Genomic DNA, 23,856 nt, shown 5'->3' with positions numbered 1-23,856 from the left:
GCGGGAAGTCACGGGGCGACCACCTCGTCGTCGCCCTTCTCCCCTCCCCCGGGGTCCGACGCCAGGCGGCGATCGACCCGGTCCACCTTCCCGCGAAGCTCACCGGAGCGCCCGGGCCGCAGGTCGGCCTTGAGCACCAGGCTCACCCGCGGCGAGACGGCCAGTACGGCGTCGGTGGCGGCGCGGATGACGGGCATGACCTCGTCCCAGTCGCCCTCGATGGTGGTGAACATCGAGGTGGTCTCGTGGGGCAGCCCGGACGCGCGGACCACCCGGACCGCCTCGGCGACGGCCTCGCTCATGGACGCCGACTCGTCCGCGGTCGTGGTGGGTGCGACGGAGAACGCGAAGAGCATGACCCCACGGTAAACCCCTCTCCCGCCCGGCGCAGATCGACGCCCGCCCGGGCCCGGCCGTCAGGCGCGGGAGACCTGCTGCGGCACTCCGGGTTCGTACCCCGCCCCGGTGAGCAACTCGCGCACGCGGGGGATGACCTTGCGGCCGTAGAGGTCGATCGAGTTCATGAGGTGCTCGTGCGGGGTGGGGCCGCTGGCGTATTTGAGGTCGAAGCGGTCCAGCCCCAGGGTGCCCACGGTCGCGGCGATCTTCTGCGCGACGGTCTCTGGCGAGCCGACGTACATCGCCCCGGACCTCACCTCGCGGTGGAAGTCGGCCTCCACCGCGTCCCCCCATCCGCGCTCGCGGCCGATCTGGTTGCGGTTGACCAGCCAGTGCGGCAGGGCCAGGGCGGCGGCCTTCTCGTCGGTCTCCGCAACGAAGCCCGGCGAGTGCACGGCGATCGGTAACTGCGGCGCGTCGGTGCCCGAGAGCTGCGCGTTGGCCTGGCGGTACAGGTCGGCGAAGGGGGCGAACCGGCCGGCGGCCCCGCCGATGATCGCGAGCATCAGCGGCATCCGGTAGCGGGCCGCGCGCACCACGGATTCGGGACTGCCGCCCACCGCGATCCACGCTGAGAGCCCGCCCTCGGTCTCCGGGTACACGCGCTGGTCGACCAGGGGGCGACGAAGCTCCCCGGACCACGTGACCGGCTTCTCGGGCAGCAGCGCGGAGAACAGGTCCAGCTTCTCGCTGAACAGCTGCTCGTACTGCTGGAGGTCGAGCCCGAACAGCGGGAACGACTCGGTGAAGGACCCGCGCCCCAGCACGACCTCGGCGCGCCCGTTCGACAGGGCGTCGATCGTGGAGAAGCGCTGGAACACCCGGACCGGGTCGTCGCTGGACAGTACGGTGACCGCCGAACCGAGGATGATGCGCTGCGTCCGGGTCGCGATGCCGGCGAGCACCACATCCGGGGCGGAGACGGCGTAGTCCGGCCGGTGGTGCTCCCCGACCCCGAAGGCGTCGACGCCCACCTGGTCGGCCAGCACCGCCTGCTCGACGACGTCCCGGATCACCTGGGCGTGGTGGACCCGCGCGCCGCGGTCATCGACCGTGGTGTCGCCGAAGGTGTCGAGGCCGAAGGCGACGGCCTGCGACGCTGGAGATACGGAGGGGGCGGGCGTGGCGGAGGTGGTGTGCTGAGTCATGCCCCCACTTTAGTTGACTTGTCAACCATAGGGTCTGCGGAGGTCCCTTTCGCGTCGGCCGGGCGGGTCTACAGTTCGTTCATGACGTTCACAGAGGCCGTGGAACTGGTGGGCAAGACGATGGACGCGGCCGGAGTGGCCGCCATCGTGGTGGGGGCGTTGGTGGCGGCCCTGTTCGCCCTCGACCCGCGTCGCCGGTCCGGCCCCGAGGGCGACGTCTATACCGCGTTCCGCCGTCGGCTCGGCCGCGCGATCCTGCTGGGCCTGGAACTCCTGGTGGCCGCGGACATCATCCGGACCGTCGCGATCTCGCCGAGTTACAACTCGGTGGGACTGCTCGCACTGGTCGTGCTCATCAGGACGTTCCTCAGCTGGTCGCTGGAGCTCGAGATCTCCGGCCGGTGGCCGTGGCAGAAGGGAGCCGGATCGCGAGCCGAGCGCGCCCGGCATGATGGAGGCGACCGGGCGCGAGCCGATGTGCACGAGAGCGAGAGGACCACACCATGACCGCCACCGATCACGGACCCAACCCCTACGTCGTCAACATCGAGGACGCGACCCTGGCCAACTCCAACTACCGGACCACGCTGTGGACCGGTAAGCACCTGCAGATGACGGTCATGGCGATCGCCCCCGGGGACGACATCGGGCTCGAGGTGCACGAGGACCACGACCAGTTCCTGCGGGTCGAGCAGGGTCGCGGCCGCGTCCAGATGGGGCCGGCCTCAGACCGCCTGGAGTTCGACGAGGAGGTCGGCGACGACTGGGTGATCCTCGTGCCCGCCGGGTCGTGGCACAACGTCACCAACATCGGCGACGAGCCCCTCAAGGTCTACTCGATCTACGCCCCGCCGGAGCACGAGCACGGCACCGTCCACGTGACCAAGGCCGAGTCGGACGCCGCCGAGCACTGAGACACCTCGGGCCCGGGGGCACGTCCCCGGTGTCAGGCGCCGGCGGGCCCCTCGTCCCGCCGGCGCCTCGTCGCGCGCACGTATCTGGTGAGCATCCGGTCCATCAACGCCGGTGACAGGCGCTGCAGCCGCCACGTCGCCCGGGCCCGCGCGGGTTCGATCACGAGAGCCCGGTTCCCCCGGACCCCACGCAGGACGCTCTGGGCCAGCAGGTCCGGGTCCAGCGGCTGCCGTACGCCCTGACCCTCGAGGTAGTAGTGGCGGCCGTCGAACCCGTCGAGCTCACCCTTGTCCAGGATCGCGGTGTCCACCGCGGCCGGGCACACCACCGTCACCCCGACGCCGTGGCCGGCCGCCTCCGCGCGCAGCGAGAGCCCGAGCCCCACCACGGCGTGCTTGGTCATGGCGTAGCTGGTGATCAGCCCCGCCGGGCACAACCCGCCCATCGAGGCGGTGAGCACGAGCGACCCCGCCCCCCGGCGGATCATCTCCGGGTACGCGGCGTGGACGCAGTGCACGACCCCGCGGACGTTCACGTCGATGATCGCGTCCCACTGCCCCAGGGTGAGCTGCTCGGTGTCCCCGCCCCACGTGATGCCGGCGTTGGCGAACATCAGGTCCAGGCCACCGTGCTCGGCGACCACCTCACCGACCAGGTCGCACACTGCCCGGGCGTCGGTGACGTCGAGCGCCGCCGACCGGGCGGTCCCGGTGCCCGTCGCGCCCGGGGCCCCGCCCTCGGCGCCGCCGGCCCCCGCGGCGACCTCCTCCGCCACCCGCCGGGCGGCCACCGGGTCGATGTCCGTCACCACGACATGGGCGCCGGCCGCCACCAGGGCGCGGGCCAGCGCGGCGCCGATCCCCGAGCCGCCGCCGGTGACGATCGCGGATCTCCCGGCGAATCCCGGGGCACCGCGACCGCCATTCCTGCGGCCGTCCCGGCGGCGGGCGAGACCCGGCCTCACGAGAACGCCTCGGTGGCCAGGCCGAGCACGTCCGGATAGCGGCGCAACTGGGCGCCGCCGTCGACCGCCAGGTCCTCCCCCGTCATCCAGGGCGAGTCGGCGAGGTAGAGCACCGCCCGGGCGACGTCCTCCGCAGTGCCCCGGTGCGGGACCGCCGCGTTCTCGGCGTACTCCTCGGCGAGACCGGGGATCTGGAGGACCGGTTCGGTGAGCGGGGTGACGAGGAACCCGGGCGAGACCGTGTTCACGCGGATCCCCCGCTCCCCGAGCTCGAGCGCGGCCACCTGGGCGAGCATCACCAGGCCCGCCTTGGCAGCGCAGTAGGCGGCCATCCCCCGGCCGGGTTGCCGCGCGTTCAGCGAGGCGATGGCGACGATCGAACCGCCCTCTACGACGACCCGACCCGCGTGCTTGAGGACGAGGAACGAGCCCGTGAGGCACACGTCCACCACCCGCCTGAACTCCGCGGTGTCGTGGTCGGTGACCAACCCGAGCGTGCTCACCCCGGCCGTGGTGACGACCAGCTCGGGGGCGATGTCGGAGAACAGCGCCTCCACCGACGACTCGTCCGCCACGTCGACGACCCTGTGGTCGTGGCCCCGGTCCGGGGCGTCGGCCGGGCCGGCCAACCCGGCTGCGCCCCCCAACCCGCCACCGCCCTGAAGCTCGGCCACACGCGCCTCAGCGAGGCCTCCGTTGATGTCGGCCACCGTCACCCGCCACCCGTCGGAGGCCAGCTGCCGCGCGGTGGCCCATCCGATCCCGGATGCGCCACCGACCACCACCGCGTGCCGCCTACCGGTCGTCTCGTCCGCCATGTCCGCCTCCGTCCGGGATGGGGCCCGGGGCGGGGTGCCCCGTCAGCGCGCGCGGGACGCTGTTGACGCCCGTCAATCCCTGGCCATAATCTAGGACCGCAATGTGATTCGCGCCATAGCTTTGCGGCGCGGCGGTCCCCGGCCCGAAGAGGTTTCCATGACACCCACCCCCACTGTCGCCGTCATCGGCGCGGGCATCAGCGGTCTCACCACCCTCAAGATGCTCGACGACTACGGCATCGAGGCGGTGGGCTTCGAGGCCTCCGACCGGATCGGCGGGAACTGGGCGTTCGACAACCCCAACGGGAGCTCGAGCGCGTACCGGTCGCTGCACATCGACACCTCCAAGCACCAGCTGAGCTTCCGCGACTTCCCCATGCCCGAGGAGTTCCCGGACTTCCCGCACCACTCGCAGATCAAGCAGTACCTCGACGACTACGCCGAGGCCTTCGACCTGCTGCGTCTCATCGAGTTCGAGAACCGGGTCCTGCACGCCGAACGGCTCGAGGGCGGCGGCTGGGAGCTGACCACCGACCGCACCGGCACCCGCCGCTTCGACGCGTTGGTGGTGGGCAACGGGCACCACTGGGACCCGCGGTTCGGCGACTTCCCGGGCGAGTTCACCGGTGAGATGATCCACTCGCACGCCTACGTCGACCCGTGGGACCCGCTCGAGTTGCTGGACAAGCGCATCCTCGTGGTGGGCCTGGGCAACAGCGCCGCCGACATCGCGGTCGAGCTGTCCTCCAAGGTGATGCGGAACGAGGTGGTGATCTCCACCCGGTCGGGCGCGTGGATCGTCCCGAAGTACATCGCCGGCAAGCCGGCCGACAAGTACTTCGCCACGTTCCCGTTCCTGCCCTACTCGTGGCAGCGCAAAGCCATCCAGGCCATGCAACCGATGTCGGCGGGCCGGCCGGAGTCCTACGGACTGCCCAAGCCCAACCACAAGTTCTTCGAGGCGCACCCCACCCAGTCCGTCGAGTTGCCGCTGCGGCTCGGCTCGGGGGACCTCACGGCCAAGGGGAACATCGCCCGGTTCGAGGGCCGGACCGTGCACTTCGAGGACGGCACGTCGCAGGAATTCGACGTCGTCATCCAGGCCACCGGTTACAACACCTCGTTCCCCTTCTTCGACCCCGAGTTCCTCAGCGCCGACGCCCACAACCACGTGCCGCTCTACAAGCGCATGTTCTCCCCGGGCATCGACGACCTCGTGATGGTCGGCTTCGCCCAGTCCACGCCCACGCTGTTCCCGTTCGTCGAGGCCCAGGCCCGGCTGGCGGCCGCATGGGCGGCCGGCCTGTACCGGACGCCGGACCGGGCGGAGATGGAGCAGGTCATCGTGGCGGACGAGAAGAAGTACATCGGGCACATGCTCGACACCCCGCGGCACCAACAGCAGGTGGACTACTTCCTCTACGAGCACGACCTGCGGACCCGGGAGATCCCGGAGGGCCGCGAGCGCGCGGCCCGCTCGGGCAGGATGATCCGGACGGCGGCGCACGCATGAGCGGGAACGGCACCTCCGGCGAGGGCGCGAACGGTTCACCCCGCGGCGATCGACGCCGCGAGGCCCTGTTGGCCGAGCTCGACCGGCAGCTGCGCACCACCAAACTCGACGACATCTCGGTGGCCGACCTCACCGACGCAGCCGGCATCACCCGATCGGCGTTCTACTTCTACTTCGACTCCAAGGCGGCGGCGGTGACCGTGCTGCTCTCCTCCATCCAGGCGACAGCCGCCAAGTCGAACGACATGCTGGTGAACTCCGACGGCCGATTCCGGTCCCGCGTGCATGCCACGCTGAGCCGCCTCGCGGACCGGATGGTCGACAACGCGCACGTCTACCGTGCCCTGCTCACCGCGCGGACCACGCACGAGCCCATGCGCCGCCTCTGGGACGAGGGGCGGGCCGAGCTGGCGACGCCCATCGCCGAGTACATCCGCTCCGAGCGGGCGGCCGGCCGGGCCCCAGACGGGGCCGACCCGGACTCGCTCGCCACCGCCCTGATCCAGATCAACGAATCGGTTCTCGAACACCTCGTCTATGACCCCGGTGCGGATCGCGAGCCCATGATCGCCACCGCCTCGGACCTGTGGGTCCGGGCCATATACGGCCGCCCGGACCCCGCGGTCGACAACCCAGGAGAACCCTCGTGACCAGCCAGATCACCCCCCTCGACCTCGACTTCCGCTCCGGGGGGGACACCTGCCGCGGGTGGTTCCTGCCCGCGGCCGGGACGGATCGGGCACCGTGCGTCGTCCTGGCACACGGGCTGGGCGGAACGGCCGACTCGGGCCTGCTCCAGTTCGCCGAGGCCTTCGCCGCCGCCGGGTACGCGGCGTTCGCCTTCGACTACCGCGGCTTCGGACGATCCGACGGCGGGCCCCGACAGGTCGTCTCGCCGTCGCGGCAGCAGGACGACCTCCGGGCGGCGGTCGCCGCGGTCGCCGCGCGGCCGGACGTCGACGCCGACCGGATGGTCCTGTGGGGGTGCTCCCTGGGCGGTGGGCACGCGCTCGAGGTGGCCCGTGAGCCGGGCGGGGCCTCGCGCATCGCGGCGGTGATCTCGGTGGTCCCGCTCGTCGACGGGCGGGCCGCGGCGGTGGCCGCCGCCCGTCAGCACCGGCCGGCGGCCCTGCTCCGCTCCACCGGCACCACGGTCGCGGCCAAGGCCGCGACGGCACTGGGCCGCACGGAGCCGTTGGTCCCCCTGGTCGGCCCGCCGGGGTCGAGCGCCGTGCTCTCCCTGGAGGGGTATGAGGAGGCCTACGAGTCGATCGCGGGGCCGAGTTGGCGCAACGAGATCGGGGGCGGGGTCGGGGCGGTACTGGGGTCCTTCCGACCCGGTGCGAAGGCCGCGGAGCTCGCTGGGACCCCCGTACTGGTCCAGATCGCCGACCTGGACCGGAGCGCCCCACCGCACGCCGCGAGCACCGCGGCGTTCGCCGCCCGCGCCGAGGTGCGCCACTACCCGGGCGATCATTTCGACCTCTTCCCCGGCCGGCCCTGTCACGACCTCGCGGTCACCCACGCGCTGCACTTCCTGCGCCGCCACGTGGGGTGACCGACCGCTTTCGAACTCCGTCGAGATTCTTGTTGACGCATCACCATTGAGGCGCTACCGTAGGTGACACAACAACCAATCGCCCCGGCGTCCAGCCGGGGACCACCGAAGGAGTCACCATGACCGCGACGCTCACCGACCTCACCGGCACCTGGAACATCGACCCCACCCACACCCGCCTCGGCTTCGTCACCCGCCACGCCATGGTCACCAAGGTCCGCGGGTCGTTCAACGACTACACGGGCACGGTCACCGTCCCCGCGGAGGGAGTCGACGGCGCCACCGCCGAGGTCGTCATCACCGCCTCCTCGATCGACACCCGCAACGCCGACCGCGACGGCCACCTGAAGTCCAACGACTTCTTTGACATGGACAACCACCCGGAGATCACCTTCCACTCGACGAAAATCGCGGCCAACGGCTCCGGCGGCGTCGACGTGACCGGCGACCTCACCATCAAGGGCACCACCAAGTCCGTCACCATCCCGTTCGAGTACGAGGGCACCGCCACCGACCCGTTCGGCAACCTCCGCGCCGGCTTCGAGGGCACCACGGTCATCAACCGCAGCGACTTCGGCCTGACCTGGAACGCGGCGCTCGAGACCGGTGGCGTGCTCGTCTCCGAGAAGGTCACCCTCGAGATCGAGCTCTCGGCCATCAAGCAGGCCTGAGTCCCCGCCCGGCCCGGCAGGGAAGACCCCCGTCCGACCCCGTGACGCCCCCGGGGCGGGACGACGCCCGGCCGGACGACGCCGCCCCCACCTCCGACGAGGTGGGGGCGGCGTTATCCGCGCAGGGGGCGATACGGCGAGACCGTCGCCGACAGGCCCGTGTGCCTGGGGGCGTCAGGCGACGACGACGAAGACCGCGGAATGCGAGCCGTCGGCGTCCTCCCAGGTCCCGCTGAGCGTGCCCGGCGAGCCGATCAGGGGGCAGTCCGCCTCGGCGTCGTTCTCCTCCGAGATCACCCGGATCACCTGAGGTGCGGCATCGGCGTCGCCGTCACCCGTCGCACCGTCCCCACCGCCCCGGACGTTGACGGGCGACGGGGTGACCGTGCCGTCCTCCACCGCCAGATGGTCGGCGGCGGTGTCGCGGTGACTGACGACCCGCCGCACCTCGGCCACGTACACGGGGTCGGCCGGCGCGTCGTACACCCAGCGACGACCGAGAACGGAGTGCTCGAGGGTCCCGACCAGCGCGTCCTGCGCCCCCGGGAGCTCCGCCCCCCGGTAGGTCACAGGGACGTGGAACGTGCGCGCACCGTCCGAGACGAGGAAGGCCTCCATCCCCACCTCGCCGTCGGGGTCGACGAACCGGTAGGCGGTCACCTGCTCCAGCTGCGCCGGGTCGCCGTCGAACCACGACTGGTGGCGGATCCACGACCGGAGCAACTCGAGCTTGCCCGGACTGAGGACTGCGTCATAGATCTCGGCGGTTCCACTCATGGAACAAGCATCCCCGCAGATCGGCGACGCGGCAAACACTCGGAGAGATGAAGAAGAATTTGTCCGTGCGCCGTCGCTCCTGCGCATCACGGGAATCCACCGATCCCGCTCTGTTGCAGTGTGATCGCAGTCACAGCACGGTGACGACGCGGGCGTTACGGTGACCGCCGTGTCTCCGGGAGAACCCGGCGTCCGATCGAAAGGTGACCACCATGAAGAAGACCATCGCGATCATCGGTTCCGCTGCCGCCCTGTCCTTCTCCGGTGCGGGACTGGCCGCCGCCCAGAGCGACCTCCCCGGGCTCGACAGCGGGTCGGTGGGCGCTCCCGCGACCGGCGAGACGGCCATCGACGGCGTCGAGACCCCCGCCGAGGTGTCGGATATCGCACAGCAGCTCTGCGGCACCATCTCCGCCTACGACTTCCTCGGCTCCGTCGGCGGCGTCGCGCCCGGCCTGTCGGGTGACGAGTGCGAGGCGAACGCCGACCTGGCCATCTCCACCGCGATGACCGGCGACATCTCGGGTGCGATCGACATCCTCCGTGGCATCGACGCCGAGATCCCGGGGGACGGTGACACCGACGGCGACGACACCGCTGTCGACGACGCGACCGGCGATGACGTCACGGCGGGCGAGGACGCGGTCGAGGCCGACGCCGTCGCCTGATCGGCGCTCGCGGGCGATCAGCTGCTCGTCGCCCGATTCCGGCCCCGGTTCCCCGCGAGGGGAGCCGGGGCCGGTCGTCTATTCGACCCTGTCTATTCGTCCCTGTCGCCACCGGCGATCACGAGATCGCCGAGCGTCTCGTGATCGATGTGCCCGGGTCGGGTCTCGGTCATGAACTCCACGATGATCCGCTCGACAGCCGCCGGGTCCTCGACGTGTGGGTAGTGGCCGGTTCGCTCCACTATCGCCAGGCGACTGCCGGGGATCGCCTCGTGGGTGGCGTGCCCGTGGGAGACGGGGATGATCGGGTCGCGGTCGCCCCAGATCAACTGGAACGGCAACTGCCCGGCCAGGTACAGCCGGTTGGCCGCCGACACCGCCTGGCCCTTGTTGTCCACGACCGCGCGCAGCGTCTTGAAGAACGTCCTGCGATGACCGGGCCTACTGAGTGAGTCGTACGACATCCAGGATTCTGTGATCGCATCCGCCCGGATGCCCAGGCCGGAAAAGAAGCGCCCCACCGAGTTTCCGGCGTTCACCAGGAACGGGGCCGCGCCGACCGTGAGCAGGAGCTCGGCGCCGGGCACCGCCAGCATCCGGAGGATCCAGTTGACCTCCTTGCCCAGGCCGCCGCTGCCGATCAGGACGATCCGCTCGCAGAACTCGGGGTACTGGTAGACGAACTGCAGGGCGACGCCGCCGCCGAGCGACTGCCCGACGACCGTGCACCGCTTGATCCCCTTGACCACCAGCAGGTCGCGCAGTGTCGACGCCATCGCCCCGAGCGAGTAATCGTCGAAGTCGAGTGAGCTCTCCCCGTGACCGGGCAGGTCCGGAGCGATGACGTGGAAGTGGGCGTCCAGGCGCGGAATGAGTTCGCGCCACGTGGTCGAGCTGCCGGCCATACCGTGGATGAGCAGGATCGTCGGCTTACCCTCGCCGGCGCCCGCCTCGCGGTAGGACAGTTCTCGTCCGTGAAGTCTCGCAGTCTGCATGAAAATTCCCCCTCGGGGACGGCCTCCCGCGCGTATCTCGTCGCAGGGAGCTCCAACGCTCATTGTGCGCCCGCGGGGACGTGAACGCAGTTCCCAGCGTCACATCTGGGCCGAAAACTTACCGACCAGCCGATTGTGCCGGTGGCGGAACAGCAGGCTGACCACCATCCGCACCACCGGCCCCGGCAGCACCCCGCGGGGCTCGGCCCGCAGGGTGTCGGTCACTCGGGTGGAGCCGTCGGACAGGGCGTCGAGCTCCCGACGGTGCTCCCACACGCGACATGCACCCAGGCTCGAGCGCTCGTGGAAGTAGCGCGGCGCCTCCAGGTCGACCAGGACCAGGTCGTCGTACTCCACCGGGATGACCCCGCCGAGCAGGATCCACGCCCGCCCGACCGGCCTCCCCAGCGGCACGTCCGCGATGGTCGCGCCCACCAGAGCGGCCGGGAACCGCATGGTCAGCAGCGGGCCGAACTCGTCGGCCACGCCCTCGGCGGTGACGACGCGCGCCCATACCTGCGCCCTGGGGGCGGGCACGACGCTCGACCGCACCACCTCGACGGCCGTCACGGCAACCGCTGACCGGAGATCGCGCGGGCGATCACCAGCTGCTGGATCTGCTCGGTGCCCTCGAAAATGTCGAAGATCTTCGCGTCGCGGTGCATCCGCTCGACCGGGTACTCGCGGGTGTACCCCACCCCGCCGAGGATCTGGATGGCGCGCTCGGTGGCCCACACGGCGGTACGGCCGGCCTTGAGCTTGGACATCGAGCCCTCGGCCCGGGCCATGGGCTGCCGGGTCGCGCCCAACCACGCGGCCCTGCGCACCAGCAGCCGCGAGGCGTCGATCTCCACCGCCATGTCCGCGAGCAGGAACGAGATGGCCTGGTTCTCGATGATCGGTCGGCCGAACACCACCCGCCCCTTGGCGTACTCGAGCGCGTACTCGTGTGCCGCCCGCGCGATGCCCACGGCCATCGCGCCCACGGTGGGTCGGGTCCGTTCGAACGTGGCCATGGCAGCCTGGCCCCCGGTCCGCTCGCCCTCCCGTGCGCGCGCCAACTTCTCGTCGAGCTTCTCCTTGCCGCCCAGGAGCGCCGAGACCGGCACCCGGACGTCGTCGAAGAAGATGTCGGCGGTCGCCGACGCGCGCAGGCCGTGTTTCTTGAGTCGGGGTCCGGCCTCGATCCCGGGGGTCCCGGCCTCCATGACGAAGGCGGCCTGGCCGCGGGAGCCGAGCTCCGGGTCCACCACCGCCTGCACGACCAGGACCGAGGCCTCCCCACCGTTGGTCACCCAGGCCTTCTGCCCGGAGATCACCCACTCGTCCGTGGCCTCGTCGTAGCGGGCCCGGGTGCGCATGTTGCCCACGTCGCTCCCGGCCTCCGGCTCGGACGAGCAGAACCCACCGACCGCCGGTTCCGCTTCTGTGCCGTAGCAGCGGGGCACCCACTCGATGATCTGCTCCGTGGTCCCGGCCGAGGCGATGCCCGCGGCGGCGAGTCCGGTCCCCATGATGGACAAGCCGATCCCCGCGTCGCCCCAGAACAGCTCCTCGCACAGGATCGGGTAGGACTGCCCGGTGTCATCCTGCCGCAGCGTGGCCATGATCTCGTAGCCGTACAGCCCGATCTTGGCGGCCTCCTGGATGATCGGCCAGGGCGTCTCCTCGCGCTCGTCCCACTCGCGGGCGGCCGGCCGGATGACCTCCTCGGCGAAGGCGTGGGCCCAGTCCTGCAGCTCGCGCTGCTCGTCGGTCAGTTCCATGCTGAAGGTCATCGGTTCCTCACATCGTCCACATCGTTCCGGTCACTCTCGGCAGCGTCGTCCTCGGCAGCGTCGTTCTCCGCAGCGTCGTTCTCCGCAGCGTCGGCGCCCCCGGCGTCGGGCCCGGACACCTCGCCGCGGACGGGCACCAGACCCGGTTCCCCACCCGGGCCGCCACCCCGCTCGACGTCGCCACGGTCGTCGTCGCCACGGTCGTCGTCGCCACGATCGTCGTCGCCACGATTGTCGTCGCCACCGGCCAGGCTTCTCACCACGGCGTTGACCATCGCGGTGACGGGGACGGCGAACAGCGCGCCCACGATGCCGAACAGGTACGTCCCCGCGGCCACCACCACGATCACCGCCAGTGGGTGCAGCGACACCGCGTGTCCCATGAGGACGGGTTGCAACACATGGGACTCGAGCTGGTGGACCACCACGACGATCGCCAGCATCGCCACCGCGATCACCGGCCCCCTCTCCACCAGAGCGAGGACCGTGGGGATCGATCCGGCGACGAGGATGCCGATGATGGGCACGAAGGAGGCGAGGAACACCACCACGACGATCGGGATCACGAACGGCACCCGCAGCACCGCTGCACCGATGCCGACCCCGGCGGCGTTGATGGCCGCCACGATGAGCTGGGTCCGGGTGTACGCGCCCAGGCTGACCCAGCCCTGGCGGAACGCCCGGTCGGCCCGCTCCCGGCCCACCCGCGGGAACCACCGGACGAAGAACGCCCACAGCTTCTCGCCGTGGTAGAGGAAGAAGAACAGCGACACCAGGCAGATCAGCAGGCCGGCCACCGCGTCGACGGCGGTGTGGCCGAACTGGACCGCACCGGCGGCCACCGCCTCCGAATGCGACTCGATCCAGCCGCGGGCCTGGGTGACGGCGGCCTGCAGACGATCCGCGGTGAGGTGGAGGGGTCCCTCCTCCAGCCACTGCAGCGCGCTGTCGGTGGCGCTGCTGAGCTTCTCCCGCATCTCGGGGAACCCGGTGGCGAGCTGGCTGGCCACCGCGGTCAGCGCACCGATCACCAGGGCCAGGACCCCGAGGACGACGACGAGGGCGGCCCCGGCGCGCGGGACCCGCGAGGGGACGCGATCCACGACCGGCCTGAGCATGGCCGCGAGCAGCACAGCGATGGCGATCGGGGCGATGATCACCGAGAGCCGGCCGATCGCCTGGCCGAGGATCCACCCGCCGCCCGCGATGAGGAGCAGACACGCCGACCACGCTGCCGCCAGCACGATCGGGGCGGGCAGGAGAGCTCGGGTGATCGTGGCCGTCACGGCGTCGCCGCCGTGGGATCCCGGGGTCGTCATTCCCTCACCCTAAGCGCGCTGACCTCCGGTGCCGCCGACTTCGTCCGCGTGGAGGCCACCTGGTCGGGGAGAACCTGTCGCCCGCAGTGTCGACCGGGTCCAGTCCGTTGACCGCTGACCGCCGTCAGGGCCCGTAATCGATCCCCGGGGACCACGGGAGGCTACCCCTACCCGACGCTATCCGCGACAGGTTGCACGGTCCTCGTCGAGTGGGAGAGTCGGAGTGACACCCGTGAACTCACACCCAACCCATCGGAGGAGTCACATGTCCGACAAGAAGTCCGCCGCATCCAAGACCGCCGGCGCCGCGGCCAAGAAGGTCGCCGACGCCGCCGGCAAGCTCGCTGACGAGGTCATCGGTGGTGGAGACGTCGTGCCCGGCGTCCCGGCCCCCAAGCCCCCGTCGCTCGAGGAGCCCACCGACCCCACCGGACCCCTGCCCCCGAAGCCGGACCAGAAGGGCGCCACGCCGTTCAGTCCCACCGGGGACGAGTCCGCGGACACCGAGGACGCCGCCCGTCAGCAGGGTGAATTCCTCACCACCGCCCAGGGCGCCCGACTCTCCGAGACCGATCACTCGCAGAAGGCCGGCCGCCGCGGCCCGACCCTGCTGCAGGACCACCACCTGCGGGAGAAGATCACCCACTTCGACCACGAGCGGATCCCGGAGCGGGTCGTCCACGCCCGCGGCGCCGGCGCACACGGCGTCTTCGAGGCCAACGGCGCGGCGGCGAGTGTCTGCCGGGCGGGCATGTTCGCGGAAGGCGCGCAGACCGAGGTCTTTGTCCGCTTCTCCACCGTCCTCGGGTCGCGCGGTTCGGCCGACACCGTCCGCGACACCCGCGGGTTCGCCACCAAGTTCTACTCCGAGGAGGGGACCTGGGACCTGGTCGGCAACAACATCCCCGTGTTCTTCATCCAGGACGCCATCAAGTTCCCGGACGTCATCCACGCCGGCAAGCCGCACCCGGACCGTGAGATCCCGCAGGCCCAGAGCGCGCACGACACGTTCTGGGATTTCGTCTCACTCCACACCGAGGGTCAGGCGCACGCGATGTGGAACATGTCCGACCGCGGCATCCCCCGCTCCTACCGGATGATGGAGGGCTTCGGCGTCCACACGTTCCGGCTGGTCAACGCCGCCGGCGAGACGAACCTGGTCAAGTTCCACTGGAAGCCGCACCTCGGCGTGCACTCGCTGGTGTGGGAGGAGGCCCAGATCGCGGCCGGAATGGATCCGGACCTGCACCGCCGCGATCTGGCCGACGCCATCGAGGCGGGCGCGTTCCCCAAGTGGGACCTGGGCATCCAGGTGTTCCCGGACACGGTGGACTCTGACGGGGTGAGCGAGATGTTCCACGGCATCGACCTGCTCGACCCGACCAAGTTCGTCCCGGAGGAGCTCGCGCCGGTCCAGGTGATCGGCACCATGACGCTCAACGCCAACCCCAAGAACTACTTCGCGGAGACGGAGCAGATCGCGTTCCACCCGGGCCACCTCGTCCCCGGGATCGACGTGACCAACGACCCGCTCCTCCAGGGTCGGCTGTTCTCCTACCTCGACACCCAGATCTCGCGGCTGGGTGGACCGAATTTCGGGCAGCTGCCGATCAACCGCCCCCACGCCCCGGTCAACGACATGCTGCGGGACGGGATGCACCAGACCGCCGACCACGTGGGGGTCGCGCCGTACAAGCCGAACAGTCTCGACGGTGGCTGCCCGTTCCTCGCCGGTGCGGACGACGGTGCGCTCGTCGAGGTGGCGCAGCACATCGCCGACGCGCAGGTGGTCCGGGACGCCCCGGCCACCTTCGACGACCACTACTCGCAGGCGACCCTGTTCTACAACAGCATGACCGAGGTCGAGAAGGAGCACATCGCCGGCGCGTACACCTTCGAGCTGGGCAAGTGCTACGAGGAGAACATCAAGACCCGGCAGGTCGAGCAGCTGGCCCGGATCGACCACGACCTCGCCGTCACCGTCGCCACCGGTCTCGGTCTCCCCGCGCCCGCCAGGGTCCCCACGGCCGAGGTCGTCACCAGCCCCGCGCTGTCCCAGATCGGCCGCGAGTGGCCCTCCGACGGGCGCCTCATCGGGATCCTCGTCACCGAGGCCTCCGACGTCGCAGCGGTCAAGGCGCTGGAGCAGGCGGTGTTCGACGACGACATGGTCCCGCTGGTCATCGCGCCAACCGGGGGCCGACTGGGTGAAGGGGAGCCGGATGCGACCGTGGCCGTGTCCCGGACGTACCAGACCCAGCGCTCGATCGAGTTCGACGCCCTCGTGGTGGTGGACCTCCCCGCCAACCCGAGGACCGACGTCCTCATCAGCGAGATGTTCCGCCACAAGAAGGCGATCGCCTCGCTCGCGCCCGTCGACCAGTTCGTCGACTTCGGGCTCACCGCCGACACCCCCGGTGTCGTGGTGGTGGACGAGGCGGCGGGAGTCCTGCCCGCGCTCAAGCCGCTGCTGGCCACCCACCGTGCGTGGGACCGGCCGGATCCCGCACGGATCTGAGGCGGCACCGGGTCGATGCCCGGGGGTAGCGTCAACGGCATGACGGACAGCGAAGCGACCAGCTCGTCCGGGGCCGACGACGCCGCCCCCGGGACACGCCTCGAGGCAAGGCGGGTCATCGCGGCGCCGGCGGACCAGGTGTTCGCCGTGCTCTGCGATCCCGACGGTCACGTGGCCATCGACTCCTCGGGGATGCTCCAGTCCGCCGAGGGCTCGATGGTCACGGCCTCGGGTGACCGGTTCGTCGTGCACATGGACCGGGAGTCGCTGGGCGACTACGACCTCGGCCGGTACGACGTGACCGTCATCATCACGCGGTTCGTGCCGGGTGAGGAGATCGCCTGGACCATCGACGGCCAGATCACGCCACCGATCGGTCACACCTATGGGTATCGCCTGACGCAACTCGGCAGCGGGAACGCGGACGGAGGCGGAGGCGGCGCCGAGGACCTTGACGGGCCGCTGACGGAGGTCGTGAGCTACTACGACTGGTCCGACGCCCATCCCAAGTGGCGCGATTCCGGCATCCTGCCGGTGCTGGACGCGTCCGCACTCAAAGCAACCCTGGGCATCCTCGAGCGGGCGGTCCGGAGAGGATACGTCCGTGGCTGATCCGACCGTCCCGGGCCAGACTCCGCTGGGTTCCGAGCCGCCGGGTCCCGAGCCGTCGAGGTCCGAGCCGACGAGGTCCGGGGAGCTCACCTTCACCCGTGGCCGCCTCCGGTTCCGGGCCATCGACTCCGGCCCGGCCGACGGCGAGGTCGTGGTACTCCTCCACGGCTTCCCGCAGCGCACGAGCAGCTGGGACGCGGTGGCGCCCCGCCTGCACGCGGCCGGGTTCCGCACGCTGGTCCTGGACCAGCGTGGCTACTGCTCCACCGCCCGCCCCAGGGGTCGGCGGGCGTACCGACTGTCCGAGTTGGTGGGAGACGTCCTCGCCCTGCTCGACAGCGCCGACCTGCCCGCCGCCCACGTCGTCGGCCACGACTGGGGCGCGGCCGTGGCGTGGGGGGTGGCCGCCGCGCATCCCGACCGGGTCCTGTCGCTCACCGCGGTGTCGGTGCCCCACCTGGCGGCCTTCCGTCGCGCGATGATCGTCTCCGATCAGCTGTTGCGCTCCTGGTACATCGGGTTCTTCCAGTTGCCGTGGGTTCCCGAGCGGGTCCTCACCTCGGATGGAGGCCCGACGGAACGCGCTCTCGCCAGGATGGGGATGACGCCGGCGATGGTCTCCCGCTACCGCCGCGAGATGGTCGCCGACGGCGCCGTGCCCGGTGGACTGGGGTGGTACCGCGCGCTGCCCTTCGCCTCACCCGGGAAGGCGACCGCCCGCGTCCGCGTGCCCACGACCTTCGTCTGGAGCGATCACGACCCGGCCCTCGGCCGCGGTGGCGCCGAGCGGACCGCCCACTACGTGGACGCCGACTACCGCTTCGTGGAGATGACCGGCGCGAGCCACTGGATCCCGGAGGAGCGCCCAGCCGAGCTCGCCAAGGAGATCATCGCTCGCGCGCAGAGTTGAGCCGGCGGCAGAACCAATGGCAGAGAGAGCGCCCGGGGTCTGGGGTCCGGGGTCTGGTCCCCGTCAGAACGGGGGCGGGTCGTCTTCATGATCGCCACGCCGCCTGCTGCGCTCGGGGCCGCCTTCAGAGCTGGCGCCCGACGTCCTCCCGGATGGCCGGTTGGGACGTGGGGACCTCGGAGCGGTCACGAACCCACGGGCCCGCGCCAGCGGACCTGTAGGAGTTGTGGTCAGGACATGTCTGCCGAATCGAATCTTGATCCGCCCGCCGTCGAGGTACTCATAGTGGGCGTCGGAGAAGGTCTTGTACCGGTGATGTCGCCGACACATACTCATCAGGTTCTTCTCGATGGTCAGACCGCCACTCGAGGGATCGGAGTGATTGAAGGGGACAATATGATCTATGTCGCAGGATTCCGCCGGCACCGCGCAACCGGGATGCCGACAGGTCCCGTCTCTCATTCGGACCCGTCGCGCCAGGTCTGGAGGAATCCGATAGCGATAGGCACTCTCACCGCCATCGTGGGTTCCGGGTCGAGTGTCCACGAGCTCGAAGGTCGCGCCCTGTGCAGACTCGAGCAGACGGGTCAGGGTCTCAAGCGCTGCTTCTCCCGTTCTGGCGAACTCCAGACGCGGCGCTCCGACTCCGTGGGCGATCACGGTCACGCGCGGACGCAGTAGCGGCGAGACGTTCACCGGTGCGTGCACGGGTTCGTCCGCTCCATCGGCACCCCTTTGCCCCGCCGCCTCAGCAGCTGAGGCACCGTCACCGGCTCCGGCCCCGCTGCCAGCGACCTCGCCCGTGCGCGCGCCGTTTCCCTTGCCCCGAGCCGCGTACGAGCCGCGGGCTGAAGCTGACGTCGGGTCCGCAGATCCTGCGGCGGATGTGTCCCGATACCCGCCGTCGGGGTCCGCCACGACATGGTCACCGGTGGCCATCGCCACCAACGCGTCGGCGCGCCGCTGCGCGAGGGTTCGGCGATCACCTGGCGCCGCTTTTCCCGCGAAGGCGTCGATTCGCTCCGCGAGAACCGCCCCCGCAGCTGCGGGCAGACGGGCTGTCATGGTGCACATCCCGCGGTCTTCTCTGCGAAATCGCACACCCCGACCGAAGGCGGCGTCACGGCGGCGATCGGCCTCGCCCTCCGGGTCGATCTTCGCGACAACGTTGTCCGCGTGCCTAGAGATCGTCCTCCGGTTGGGCCGCTCCCCCCTACGGAGTCGCCCGAGATAATCCTCGACGACAGCGGCCTGTACCTCGTGGCTGAGGGAGGGGTCCACGTCCCTGATCCGGCTACACAGCAGCATCGCGATGCGCTCGCACAACAGCCCCGATTCCATCGCATCCAGTACCGCGGGGGCCCAGGCGTGCACGTCCACGGCCAACCCGACCACGTCACTCGCCCGCGAATACGTCACACCGGTCGTGGCCACCAGAGACTGGCAGGTGTGATCGATGGGGTCGAGCCTGGACCAGTCAGGCTCCCCCGGGCCCATCTCCTGCAACCGTGCCTCGAGCTGCCGTTCGTGGTGCTCGACGAGGGCATGGACACCCCGGCATCTCGCGGCGGCCGCGCGATTCTCGGCGAACAGCACCTCTGAGGCGAGGAGCTCGGCAGCCACGCCATCGGCCGAACCGCCACTGCCACCGCTGATCATCGCCCCTCCTCACCAGCATCGCTTCTGTGTTCGATTCTATCGAACACAGAAGCGATTTAGGTAACGATCCTGCAACGCCTCAGAGAGTGCGTCCCGAGGTGCCGTGGGTCAGTCCTCCGTCTCCCACGGGGGCGGGATCATGGCGGCGACCGCGGCGGCCGCCAGTGCGACCCCGCACCCGAGCAACAGGCCCACGCGGAAGCCGGTCTCGGTGGGCACGAACAGCCCCCCGAAGTCCACGGACATCTGCGTGAGGATCACCCCGAGTACCGCCGCGGCCGTGGTAGTGCCGATCGACCGCATGAGGGTGTTGACGCTGTTGGCGGACCCCATCTCGGAGTGCGGCACCGACGACATGATGAGGGCGGGCATGGCACCGTAGGCCAGACCCACGCCCGAACTGGTGATGACGGCCGCGAGCATGACACCCCACTTCGAGCCCATGAGGAACATGGCGGAGGCGTACCCCGACGCGATGACCAGCGATCCCAGGATGAGCGTGGGCTTGGGACCCCGGGTGGTGATGAGTCGTCCGCTGATGGGGGAGACGGCCATCATGGCCAGTCCGCCGGGCGCGATCCACAGCCCCATGGCGACCATCGACTGCCCCAGCCCGTGGCCGGTGGCCACCGGGAGCTGGAGTATCTGCGGGATGACGAGCAGCTGCGCATACAGACCCATGCCCACGAGGATCGAGGCGATGTTGGTCAGCAGGACCGGTCGGCGCGCCGCCACCCTCAGGTCGATGAGCGGGGACGGGTGGCGCAGCACCCACCAGCCCCACACCGGGAACGCCACGGCAGCGAGCGCGAACAACCCGAGGGTCAACGCGGAGAGCCAGCCCCAGTCCGCGCCCTTCGACACCGCCAACAGGAGCGAGATCAGGCCCACCGCGAGGCCCGCGGCTCCGATCGGGTCCAGGGTGCCGTCGGGTTTGGCGGCCGGCAGCGACCGGATGCGCAGGGCCATCATGGCGATGATCCCCAGTCCGAGAACGGCCGTACCCCAGAACATCCACTGCCAGGAGCCGTATTGGGCCAGCGCCGCCGCCGCCGGGAGCCCTAGCGCACCACCGACCCCCAACGAGGAGCTCATGAGGGCGATCGCCGGTCCGAGTCGCACGGCGGGCAGCACCTCGCGCATCGTCGCGATGCCGATCGGGATCACGCCGATCCCCACGCCCTGGAGCGCCCGACCGATGAGCATCGGCCACAGCGAGGTGGACAGGGCGCACAGGACGGACCCGGCGACCATCACCGCCGTGACGCCGATCAGGACGTTCTTCTTGGGATAGAGGTCGCCGAGGCGCCCCATCACGGGGCCGGCCACCGCTCCGGCGAGCAGCGTCACGGTGACGACCCACGCGGCGTTGGTCGCCGAGGTGCCGAGGATGGCGGGCAACATCCCCAGTAGCGGGATCACCAGGGTCTGGGTGAGGGACATGACGATCCCGCCGAAGGCCAGGACGACGATCAGCCCGTTCTGCTCCACCCGAACGGCGTCCCCGCCCCGCGTCCTGCCGCCCATTGATGTGTCCTCTCGGAAACCCTTTGGTCGGACACTACAGACAGGTGTCGAGCGCGTTCGCCGTTGACCCCGGACCCTTGTGGTCCACCTCACCCGGTGGAAGCATGGGAACGGTGAACACCATCGGCACGACCCGGCGGGCCACCCGCCGATCCCCCGCTACCGTGACCGCGACCCTCGCCGCCACGGCCGTCGCGCTGGCCGCCGCCCTCGCGGCCCCGGCCACCGCGAACGCGCAGGACTCTTCCGAGGCCCTCACACAACTCCTGCCCGCCCCGAACCGTCTGGTCGCCTGGGGCGGGTCTCCCACCGGTGCGTGCGCCGGAGCCGTGTCCACCTCGTTGCGAGGTGACGGATATCCCGGGACGGCCAGTGTGAGCTGGGCCTTCGCGGTCGTCGGCGTGGGTCCGTGCGATCTGACCGCCACGCTCTCGTGGCGCAACCTGGACACCGGCACGAGCGGGCAGAAGGTCGCGCAGATCCCCCACCCGCGGATCTCCCTGGGAGTCCCCGACCCGATCGCGCACCCGTACGACGCCATCATCTCCACCGGTTCCGGCCGGGTCGAGTACCGGCTCACCACCACCGGAGGAGCCGTGGCGGGACCGATCGTCGTCGACACCGTCGCCTACACCGGCTGACCCCGCCCCGGGTTCAGTCAGCAGTCAGCCCAGGAGCCCCTCGTACGCGTGCCGCCAGTCCTCGACCGGCGGGACCAGGATGTTCTCCCCGAGTACCTGCACGAGCACCGTCGAGGCGCCCGCGTCCAGGTGCTCCTGCACCCGCGCCCGGGTGGCCTCGACCCCCCGGGTCACCATGGCCGCCTGGAGACGGTCGCTGCCGCCTCGGACGTAGTCGGACTCATCGAAGCCCTGGCGGGTCCAGGAGTTCCGGTAGTTCGGCAGCCCGGTGTAGATGTTCAGGTGGTCCCGGGCCCGCGACCGCCACAGCTCGTCGTCGTCCTCCACGCCCGCGGCGACCACCGCGGCGTGTTCCACGACCAGGGCCGGTCCGTCCTCCCCGGTTCCGCCGAGGATCTCGCGCGCGCGAGCGGTGTGCTCGGGGAGGGTCAGATACGGGTGCGCGCCCGCGGTCCTGTCCCGGGACAGTTCGAGCATCTTGGGGCCGAGGGCGGCCAGTACCACCGGAGGCATGGTGTCCTCCCCCGCCGCCATGGGCTGGGTCCGGTCCAGCGCATCGAGGTACTCGCGCATCGCCGACAGCGGGCGCCCGTAGTTGTGCCCGCGGTGCCGTTCGACCAGCGGGGCGTGGGATACGCCAAGGCCCAGGACGAACCGGCCGGGGTACATGGCCTCGATGGTGCGCGCGGCCGCCCCCGCCGCCGAGGCGTCCCGGCCGTAGATGTTCGCGATGCCCGTACCGATGGCCATGCGGCGGGTGGCCCCCAGGTAGAGCTGCGCGGCGGTGAACGCCTCTCGGCCGACGGCCTCGCCGAACCACAGCGACCCCCAGCCCTGCTCCTCGAGCTCGCCGAGCAGATCCGGGATCCCGGCCGGCGGCACGCCCTCCAGGGAGCCCGTCCACAGACCGACCCTCCCGAGCTGGCCGCGACCCGCCTGAGTACCGGCGGCCTGGTTGTCGCCGGCCCGGTCGGACGCGTTGTCGAGGGAAGCACTCATGCATCCGAGTGTGCCCGACCTCGCGGGGGTTCCGCGCCCATTACCCGGCGGGAGGCGTTTCACGCCGAAACCCCGTCCCACGCCCCGGGGCGCGACAGACTGAACCGGAACATGTTCCAGCGGCGGCCTGGGCACCGAGGAGACGAGACACCGATGTACGAGTGGTCCGAGACCGATCTGATGATCCGGGAGGCCGTGCGGGGCTTCATCGCCAAGGAGATCCGCCCGAATCTGGACGCCCTCGAGAGCGGGGAGATGCCGCCCTATCCGATCATCCGAAAGCTGTTCGCGGAGTTCGGGATCGACACTATGGCCGCCGACGGGGTGGAGAAGATGCTCGCCCGGCAGCGGGCACGGGAGTCGGGCGCATCGGCGAGCTCGGGCGGGTCGGGCGGGTCGGGCGGTTCGGGCAAGTCGGGCAAGTCGGGCGGAGCCTTCGAGGGCCAGGACTCGTTGATGGCGGTGGTGATCAGCGAACTCGCGGGGGCCTGCATGGGCCTGGTGTCGGCGCTCGGGGTGAGCATCGGGCTGGGCGCCACGACCATCATGTCGCGCGGGACGTTGGCGCAGAAGGAACGCTGGCTGCCGGGAATCGTGACCATGGAGAAGGTCGCGTCGTGGGCCATCACGGAACCGGACTCGGGGTCCGACGCCTTCGGCGGGATGCGGACCTACGTGCGGAGGGACGGTGACGACTACATCCTCAACGGCCGCAAGACGTTCATCACCAACGGCCCGCACGCCGACGTGATGATCGTCTACGCCAAGCTCGACGAGGGCGCGCCGGCGGGTGCCGACGACCGCGACGCCGCGGCGACCAAGCGTGACCGCAGGGTCCTGACCTTCGTCCTGGACACGGGGATGGACGGCCTCACGCAGAGCGCTCCGTTCAAGAAGATGGGCCTGCACAGCTCCCCCACCGGCGAGCTGTTCTTCGATGACGTCCGGCTCGGCCGAGACCGCCTGCTGGGGGAGACCGAGGATCACCGCGGCGGCGACGGGCGAGAGTCCGCCAAGTCCAGTTTCACCGCCGAGCGCACCGGGGTGGCGATCATGGCGCTGGGGATCATCCAGGAATGTCACCGGCTCTGCGTGGACTACTCGCGCGAGCGCACCCTCTGGGGCCAGGAGATCGGGCGGTTCCAATTGATCCAGCTCAAGCTGGCCCGGATGGAGGTGGCGCGGATCAACGTGCAGAACATGGTGTTCCACTCCATCGAGCGGGCGCGGGCCGGAAAGCCCCTCACCCTGGCCGAGGCGTCTGCCATGAAGCTCTATTCGTCCGAGGCCGCCACCGAGGTCGCGATGGACGCGGTGCAGCTCTTCGGCGGAAACGGGTACATGGCGGAGTACCGGGTCGAGCAACTCGCCCGGGACGCCAAGTCGCTCATGATCTACGCCGGTAGTAACGAGATCCAGGTGACCCATATCGCCAAGGGGTTGCTGGGCCGCTGATCAACCGGATGA

24 protein-coding genes are annotated in these 23,856 nt (G+C 70.5%); 12 read left to right on the top strand and 12 right to left on the bottom strand.

Annotated features, from left to right (window positions below):
- Nucleotides 1-8 precede the first annotated feature (8 nt).
- Nucleotides 9-356 (bottom strand): MTH1187 family thiamine-binding protein, encoded by a 348-nt coding sequence (locus ABIE38_RS07950; protein ID WP_354055150.1) that lies wholly within the window; start codon nt 354-356, stop codon nt 9-11.
- A gap of 60 nt (nt 357-416) precedes the next feature.
- Nucleotides 417-1,547, bottom strand: a complete 1,131-nt coding sequence (locus ABIE38_RS07945; protein WP_354055148.1) for an LLM class flavin-dependent oxidoreductase — start codon at nt 1,545-1,547, stop codon at nt 417-419.
- Between the two features lie 81 nt (nt 1,548-1,628).
- Between ABIE38_RS07945 and ABIE38_RS07940 the strand changes: the two genes are divergently transcribed.
- Together ABIE38_RS07940 and ABIE38_RS07935 are read left to right on the top strand one after the other, a co-directional pair.
- Complete coding sequence (locus tag ABIE38_RS07940; RefSeq protein WP_354055146.1) at nt 1,629-2,054, top strand: DUF1622 domain-containing protein; 426 nt, start codon at nt 1,629-1,631, stop codon at nt 2,052-2,054.
- Nucleotides 2,051-2,461 carry a cupin domain-containing protein gene (locus ABIE38_RS07935; protein ID WP_354055144.1) on the top strand — a complete coding sequence of 137 codons (411 nt, stop codon included), beginning with the start codon at nt 2,051-2,053 and terminating at the stop codon, nt 2,459-2,461. The genes ABIE38_RS07940 and ABIE38_RS07935 overlap by 4 nt, the downstream gene beginning before the upstream one ends.
- A gap of 32 nt (nt 2,462-2,493) precedes the next feature.
- Here the strand turns inward: ABIE38_RS07935 and ABIE38_RS07930 are convergent, their stop codons facing one another.
- Together ABIE38_RS07930 and ABIE38_RS07925 are read right to left on the bottom strand one after the other, a co-directional pair.
- On the bottom strand, nt 2,494-3,345 hold the full coding sequence (locus tag ABIE38_RS07930) for an SDR family NAD(P)-dependent oxidoreductase (protein WP_354055566.1): 852 nt from the start codon (nt 3,343-3,345) through the stop codon (nt 2,494-2,496).
- Nucleotides 3,346-3,422: 77 nt separating this feature from the next.
- Nucleotides 3,423-4,244 (bottom strand): SDR family NAD(P)-dependent oxidoreductase, encoded by an 822-nt coding sequence (locus tag ABIE38_RS07925; RefSeq protein ID WP_354055142.1) that lies wholly within the window; start codon nt 4,242-4,244, stop codon nt 3,423-3,425.
- Between the two features lie 157 nt (nt 4,245-4,401).
- Between ABIE38_RS07925 and ABIE38_RS07920 the strand changes: the two genes are divergently transcribed.
- The 4 genes from ABIE38_RS07920 to ABIE38_RS07905 all read left to right on the top strand — a co-directional run bounded on the left by ABIE38_RS07920 (nt 4,402) and on the right by ABIE38_RS07905 (nt 7,986).
- Nucleotides 4,402-5,757 (top strand): flavin-containing monooxygenase, encoded by a 1,356-nt coding sequence (locus ABIE38_RS07920; RefSeq protein WP_354055140.1) that lies wholly within the window; start codon nt 4,402-4,404, stop codon nt 5,755-5,757.
- Nucleotides 5,754-6,407 (top strand): TetR/AcrR family transcriptional regulator, encoded by a 654-nt coding sequence (locus ABIE38_RS07915; RefSeq protein ID WP_354055138.1) that lies wholly within the window; start codon nt 5,754-5,756, stop codon nt 6,405-6,407. Before ABIE38_RS07920 ends, ABIE38_RS07915 begins: the two co-directional genes overlap by 4 nt.
- Nucleotides 6,404-7,315, top strand: coding sequence for an alpha/beta hydrolase (locus ABIE38_RS07910; protein WP_354055136.1), 912 nt, complete (start codon nt 6,404-6,406; stop codon nt 7,313-7,315). Before ABIE38_RS07915 ends, ABIE38_RS07910 begins: the two co-directional genes overlap by 4 nt.
- A 119-nt stretch (nt 7,316-7,434) precedes the next feature.
- Nucleotides 7,435-7,986: a YceI family protein gene (locus tag ABIE38_RS07905; protein WP_354055134.1), complete on the top strand. Its 552-nt coding sequence runs from the start codon at nt 7,435-7,437 to the stop codon at nt 7,984-7,986.
- 174 nt (nt 7,987-8,160) lie between these two features.
- Here the strand turns inward: ABIE38_RS07905 and ABIE38_RS07900 are convergent, their stop codons facing one another.
- The gene (locus ABIE38_RS07900) at nt 8,161-8,763 is read right to left on the bottom strand and encodes a CG0192-related protein (protein WP_354055132.1); all 603 of its coding nucleotides are present in this window, start codon (nt 8,761-8,763) and stop codon (nt 8,161-8,163) included.
- Nucleotides 8,764-8,975: 212 nt separating this feature from the next.
- Between ABIE38_RS07900 and ABIE38_RS07895 the strand changes: the two genes are divergently transcribed.
- Complete coding sequence (locus ABIE38_RS07895) at nt 8,976-9,431, top strand: hypothetical protein (RefSeq protein WP_354055130.1); 456 nt, start codon at nt 8,976-8,978, stop codon at nt 9,429-9,431.
- 92 nt (nt 9,432-9,523) lie between these two features.
- Here the strand turns inward: ABIE38_RS07895 and ABIE38_RS07890 are convergent, their stop codons facing one another.
- From ABIE38_RS07890 to ABIE38_RS07875, 4 genes are all read right to left on the bottom strand, one after another.
- The gene (locus tag ABIE38_RS07890; RefSeq protein ID WP_354055128.1) at nt 9,524-10,426 is read right to left on the bottom strand and encodes an alpha/beta fold hydrolase; all 903 of its coding nucleotides are present in this window, start codon (nt 10,424-10,426) and stop codon (nt 9,524-9,526) included.
- Between the two features lie 99 nt (nt 10,427-10,525).
- Nucleotides 10,526-10,996 carry an Rv1443c family protein gene (locus tag ABIE38_RS07885; RefSeq protein ID WP_354055126.1) on the bottom strand — a complete coding sequence of 157 codons (471 nt, stop codon included), beginning with the start codon at nt 10,994-10,996 and terminating at the stop codon, nt 10,526-10,528.
- Nucleotides 10,993-12,204 (bottom strand): acyl-CoA dehydrogenase family protein, encoded by a 1,212-nt coding sequence (locus ABIE38_RS07880; protein WP_354055124.1) that lies wholly within the window; start codon nt 12,202-12,204, stop codon nt 10,993-10,995. The genes ABIE38_RS07885 and ABIE38_RS07880 overlap by 4 nt, the downstream gene beginning before the upstream one ends.
- A complete protein-coding gene (locus tag ABIE38_RS07875; protein ID WP_354055122.1) occupies nt 12,201-13,523 on the bottom strand; it encodes an AI-2E family transporter in 1,323 nt (440 codons plus the stop codon). The genes ABIE38_RS07880 and ABIE38_RS07875 overlap by 4 nt, the downstream gene beginning before the upstream one ends.
- A gap of 265 nt (nt 13,524-13,788) precedes the next feature.
- Here ABIE38_RS07875 and ABIE38_RS07870 point away from each other — a divergent pair, with 265 nt between their 5' ends.
- The 3 genes from ABIE38_RS07870 to ABIE38_RS07860 all read left to right on the top strand — a co-directional run bounded on the left by ABIE38_RS07870 (nt 13,789) and on the right by ABIE38_RS07860 (nt 17,563).
- A complete protein-coding gene (locus ABIE38_RS07870) occupies nt 13,789-16,041 on the top strand; it encodes a catalase (protein WP_354055120.1) in 2,253 nt (750 codons plus the stop codon).
- Between the two features lie 39 nt (nt 16,042-16,080).
- The gene (locus ABIE38_RS07865) at nt 16,081-16,653 is read left to right on the top strand and encodes an SRPBCC family protein (protein ID WP_354055118.1); all 573 of its coding nucleotides are present in this window, start codon (nt 16,081-16,083) and stop codon (nt 16,651-16,653) included.
- Nucleotides 16,654-16,774: 121 nt separating this feature from the next.
- Nucleotides 16,775-17,563, top strand: a complete 789-nt coding sequence (locus tag ABIE38_RS07860; protein WP_354055564.1) for an alpha/beta fold hydrolase — start codon at nt 16,775-16,777, stop codon at nt 17,561-17,563.
- 63 nt (nt 17,564-17,626) lie between these two features.
- Here the strand turns inward: ABIE38_RS07860 and ABIE38_RS07855 are convergent, their stop codons facing one another.
- On the bottom strand, nt 17,627-19,222 hold the full coding sequence (locus tag ABIE38_RS07855; protein ID WP_354055116.1) for an HNH endonuclease signature motif containing protein: 1,596 nt from the start codon (nt 19,220-19,222) through the stop codon (nt 17,627-17,629).
- Between the two features lie 108 nt (nt 19,223-19,330).
- Nucleotides 19,331-20,749: an MFS transporter gene (locus ABIE38_RS07850; RefSeq protein WP_354055114.1), complete on the bottom strand. Its 1,419-nt coding sequence runs from the start codon at nt 20,747-20,749 to the stop codon at nt 19,331-19,333.
- 104 nt (nt 20,750-20,853) lie between these two features.
- Here ABIE38_RS07850 and ABIE38_RS07845 point away from each other — a divergent pair, with 104 nt between their 5' ends.
- Nucleotides 20,854-21,390, top strand: coding sequence for a hypothetical protein (locus tag ABIE38_RS07845; protein ID WP_354055112.1), 537 nt, complete (start codon nt 20,854-20,856; stop codon nt 21,388-21,390).
- Between the two features lie 24 nt (nt 21,391-21,414).
- Here the strand turns inward: ABIE38_RS07845 and ABIE38_RS07840 are convergent, their stop codons facing one another.
- Complete coding sequence (locus tag ABIE38_RS07840; protein ID WP_354055110.1) at nt 21,415-22,389, bottom strand: TIGR03620 family F420-dependent LLM class oxidoreductase; 975 nt, start codon at nt 22,387-22,389, stop codon at nt 21,415-21,417.
- Nucleotides 22,390-22,542: 153 nt separating this feature from the next.
- Between ABIE38_RS07840 and ABIE38_RS07835 the strand changes: the two genes are divergently transcribed.
- Nucleotides 22,543-23,844 carry an acyl-CoA dehydrogenase family protein gene (locus tag ABIE38_RS07835; RefSeq protein ID WP_354055108.1) on the top strand — a complete coding sequence of 434 codons (1,302 nt, stop codon included), beginning with the start codon at nt 22,543-22,545 and terminating at the stop codon, nt 23,842-23,844.
- Nucleotides 23,845-23,856 lie beyond the last annotated feature (12 nt).

Origin of the sequence: Dietzia sp. 2505, from assembly GCF_040546785.1 — a bacterium.
Lineage (GTDB): Bacteria > Actinomycetota > Actinomycetes > Mycobacteriales > Mycobacteriaceae > Dietzia.
The sequence above is the reverse complement of the archived record's forward strand: the minus strand, read 5'-3'. Positions and strand labels throughout refer to the sequence as shown.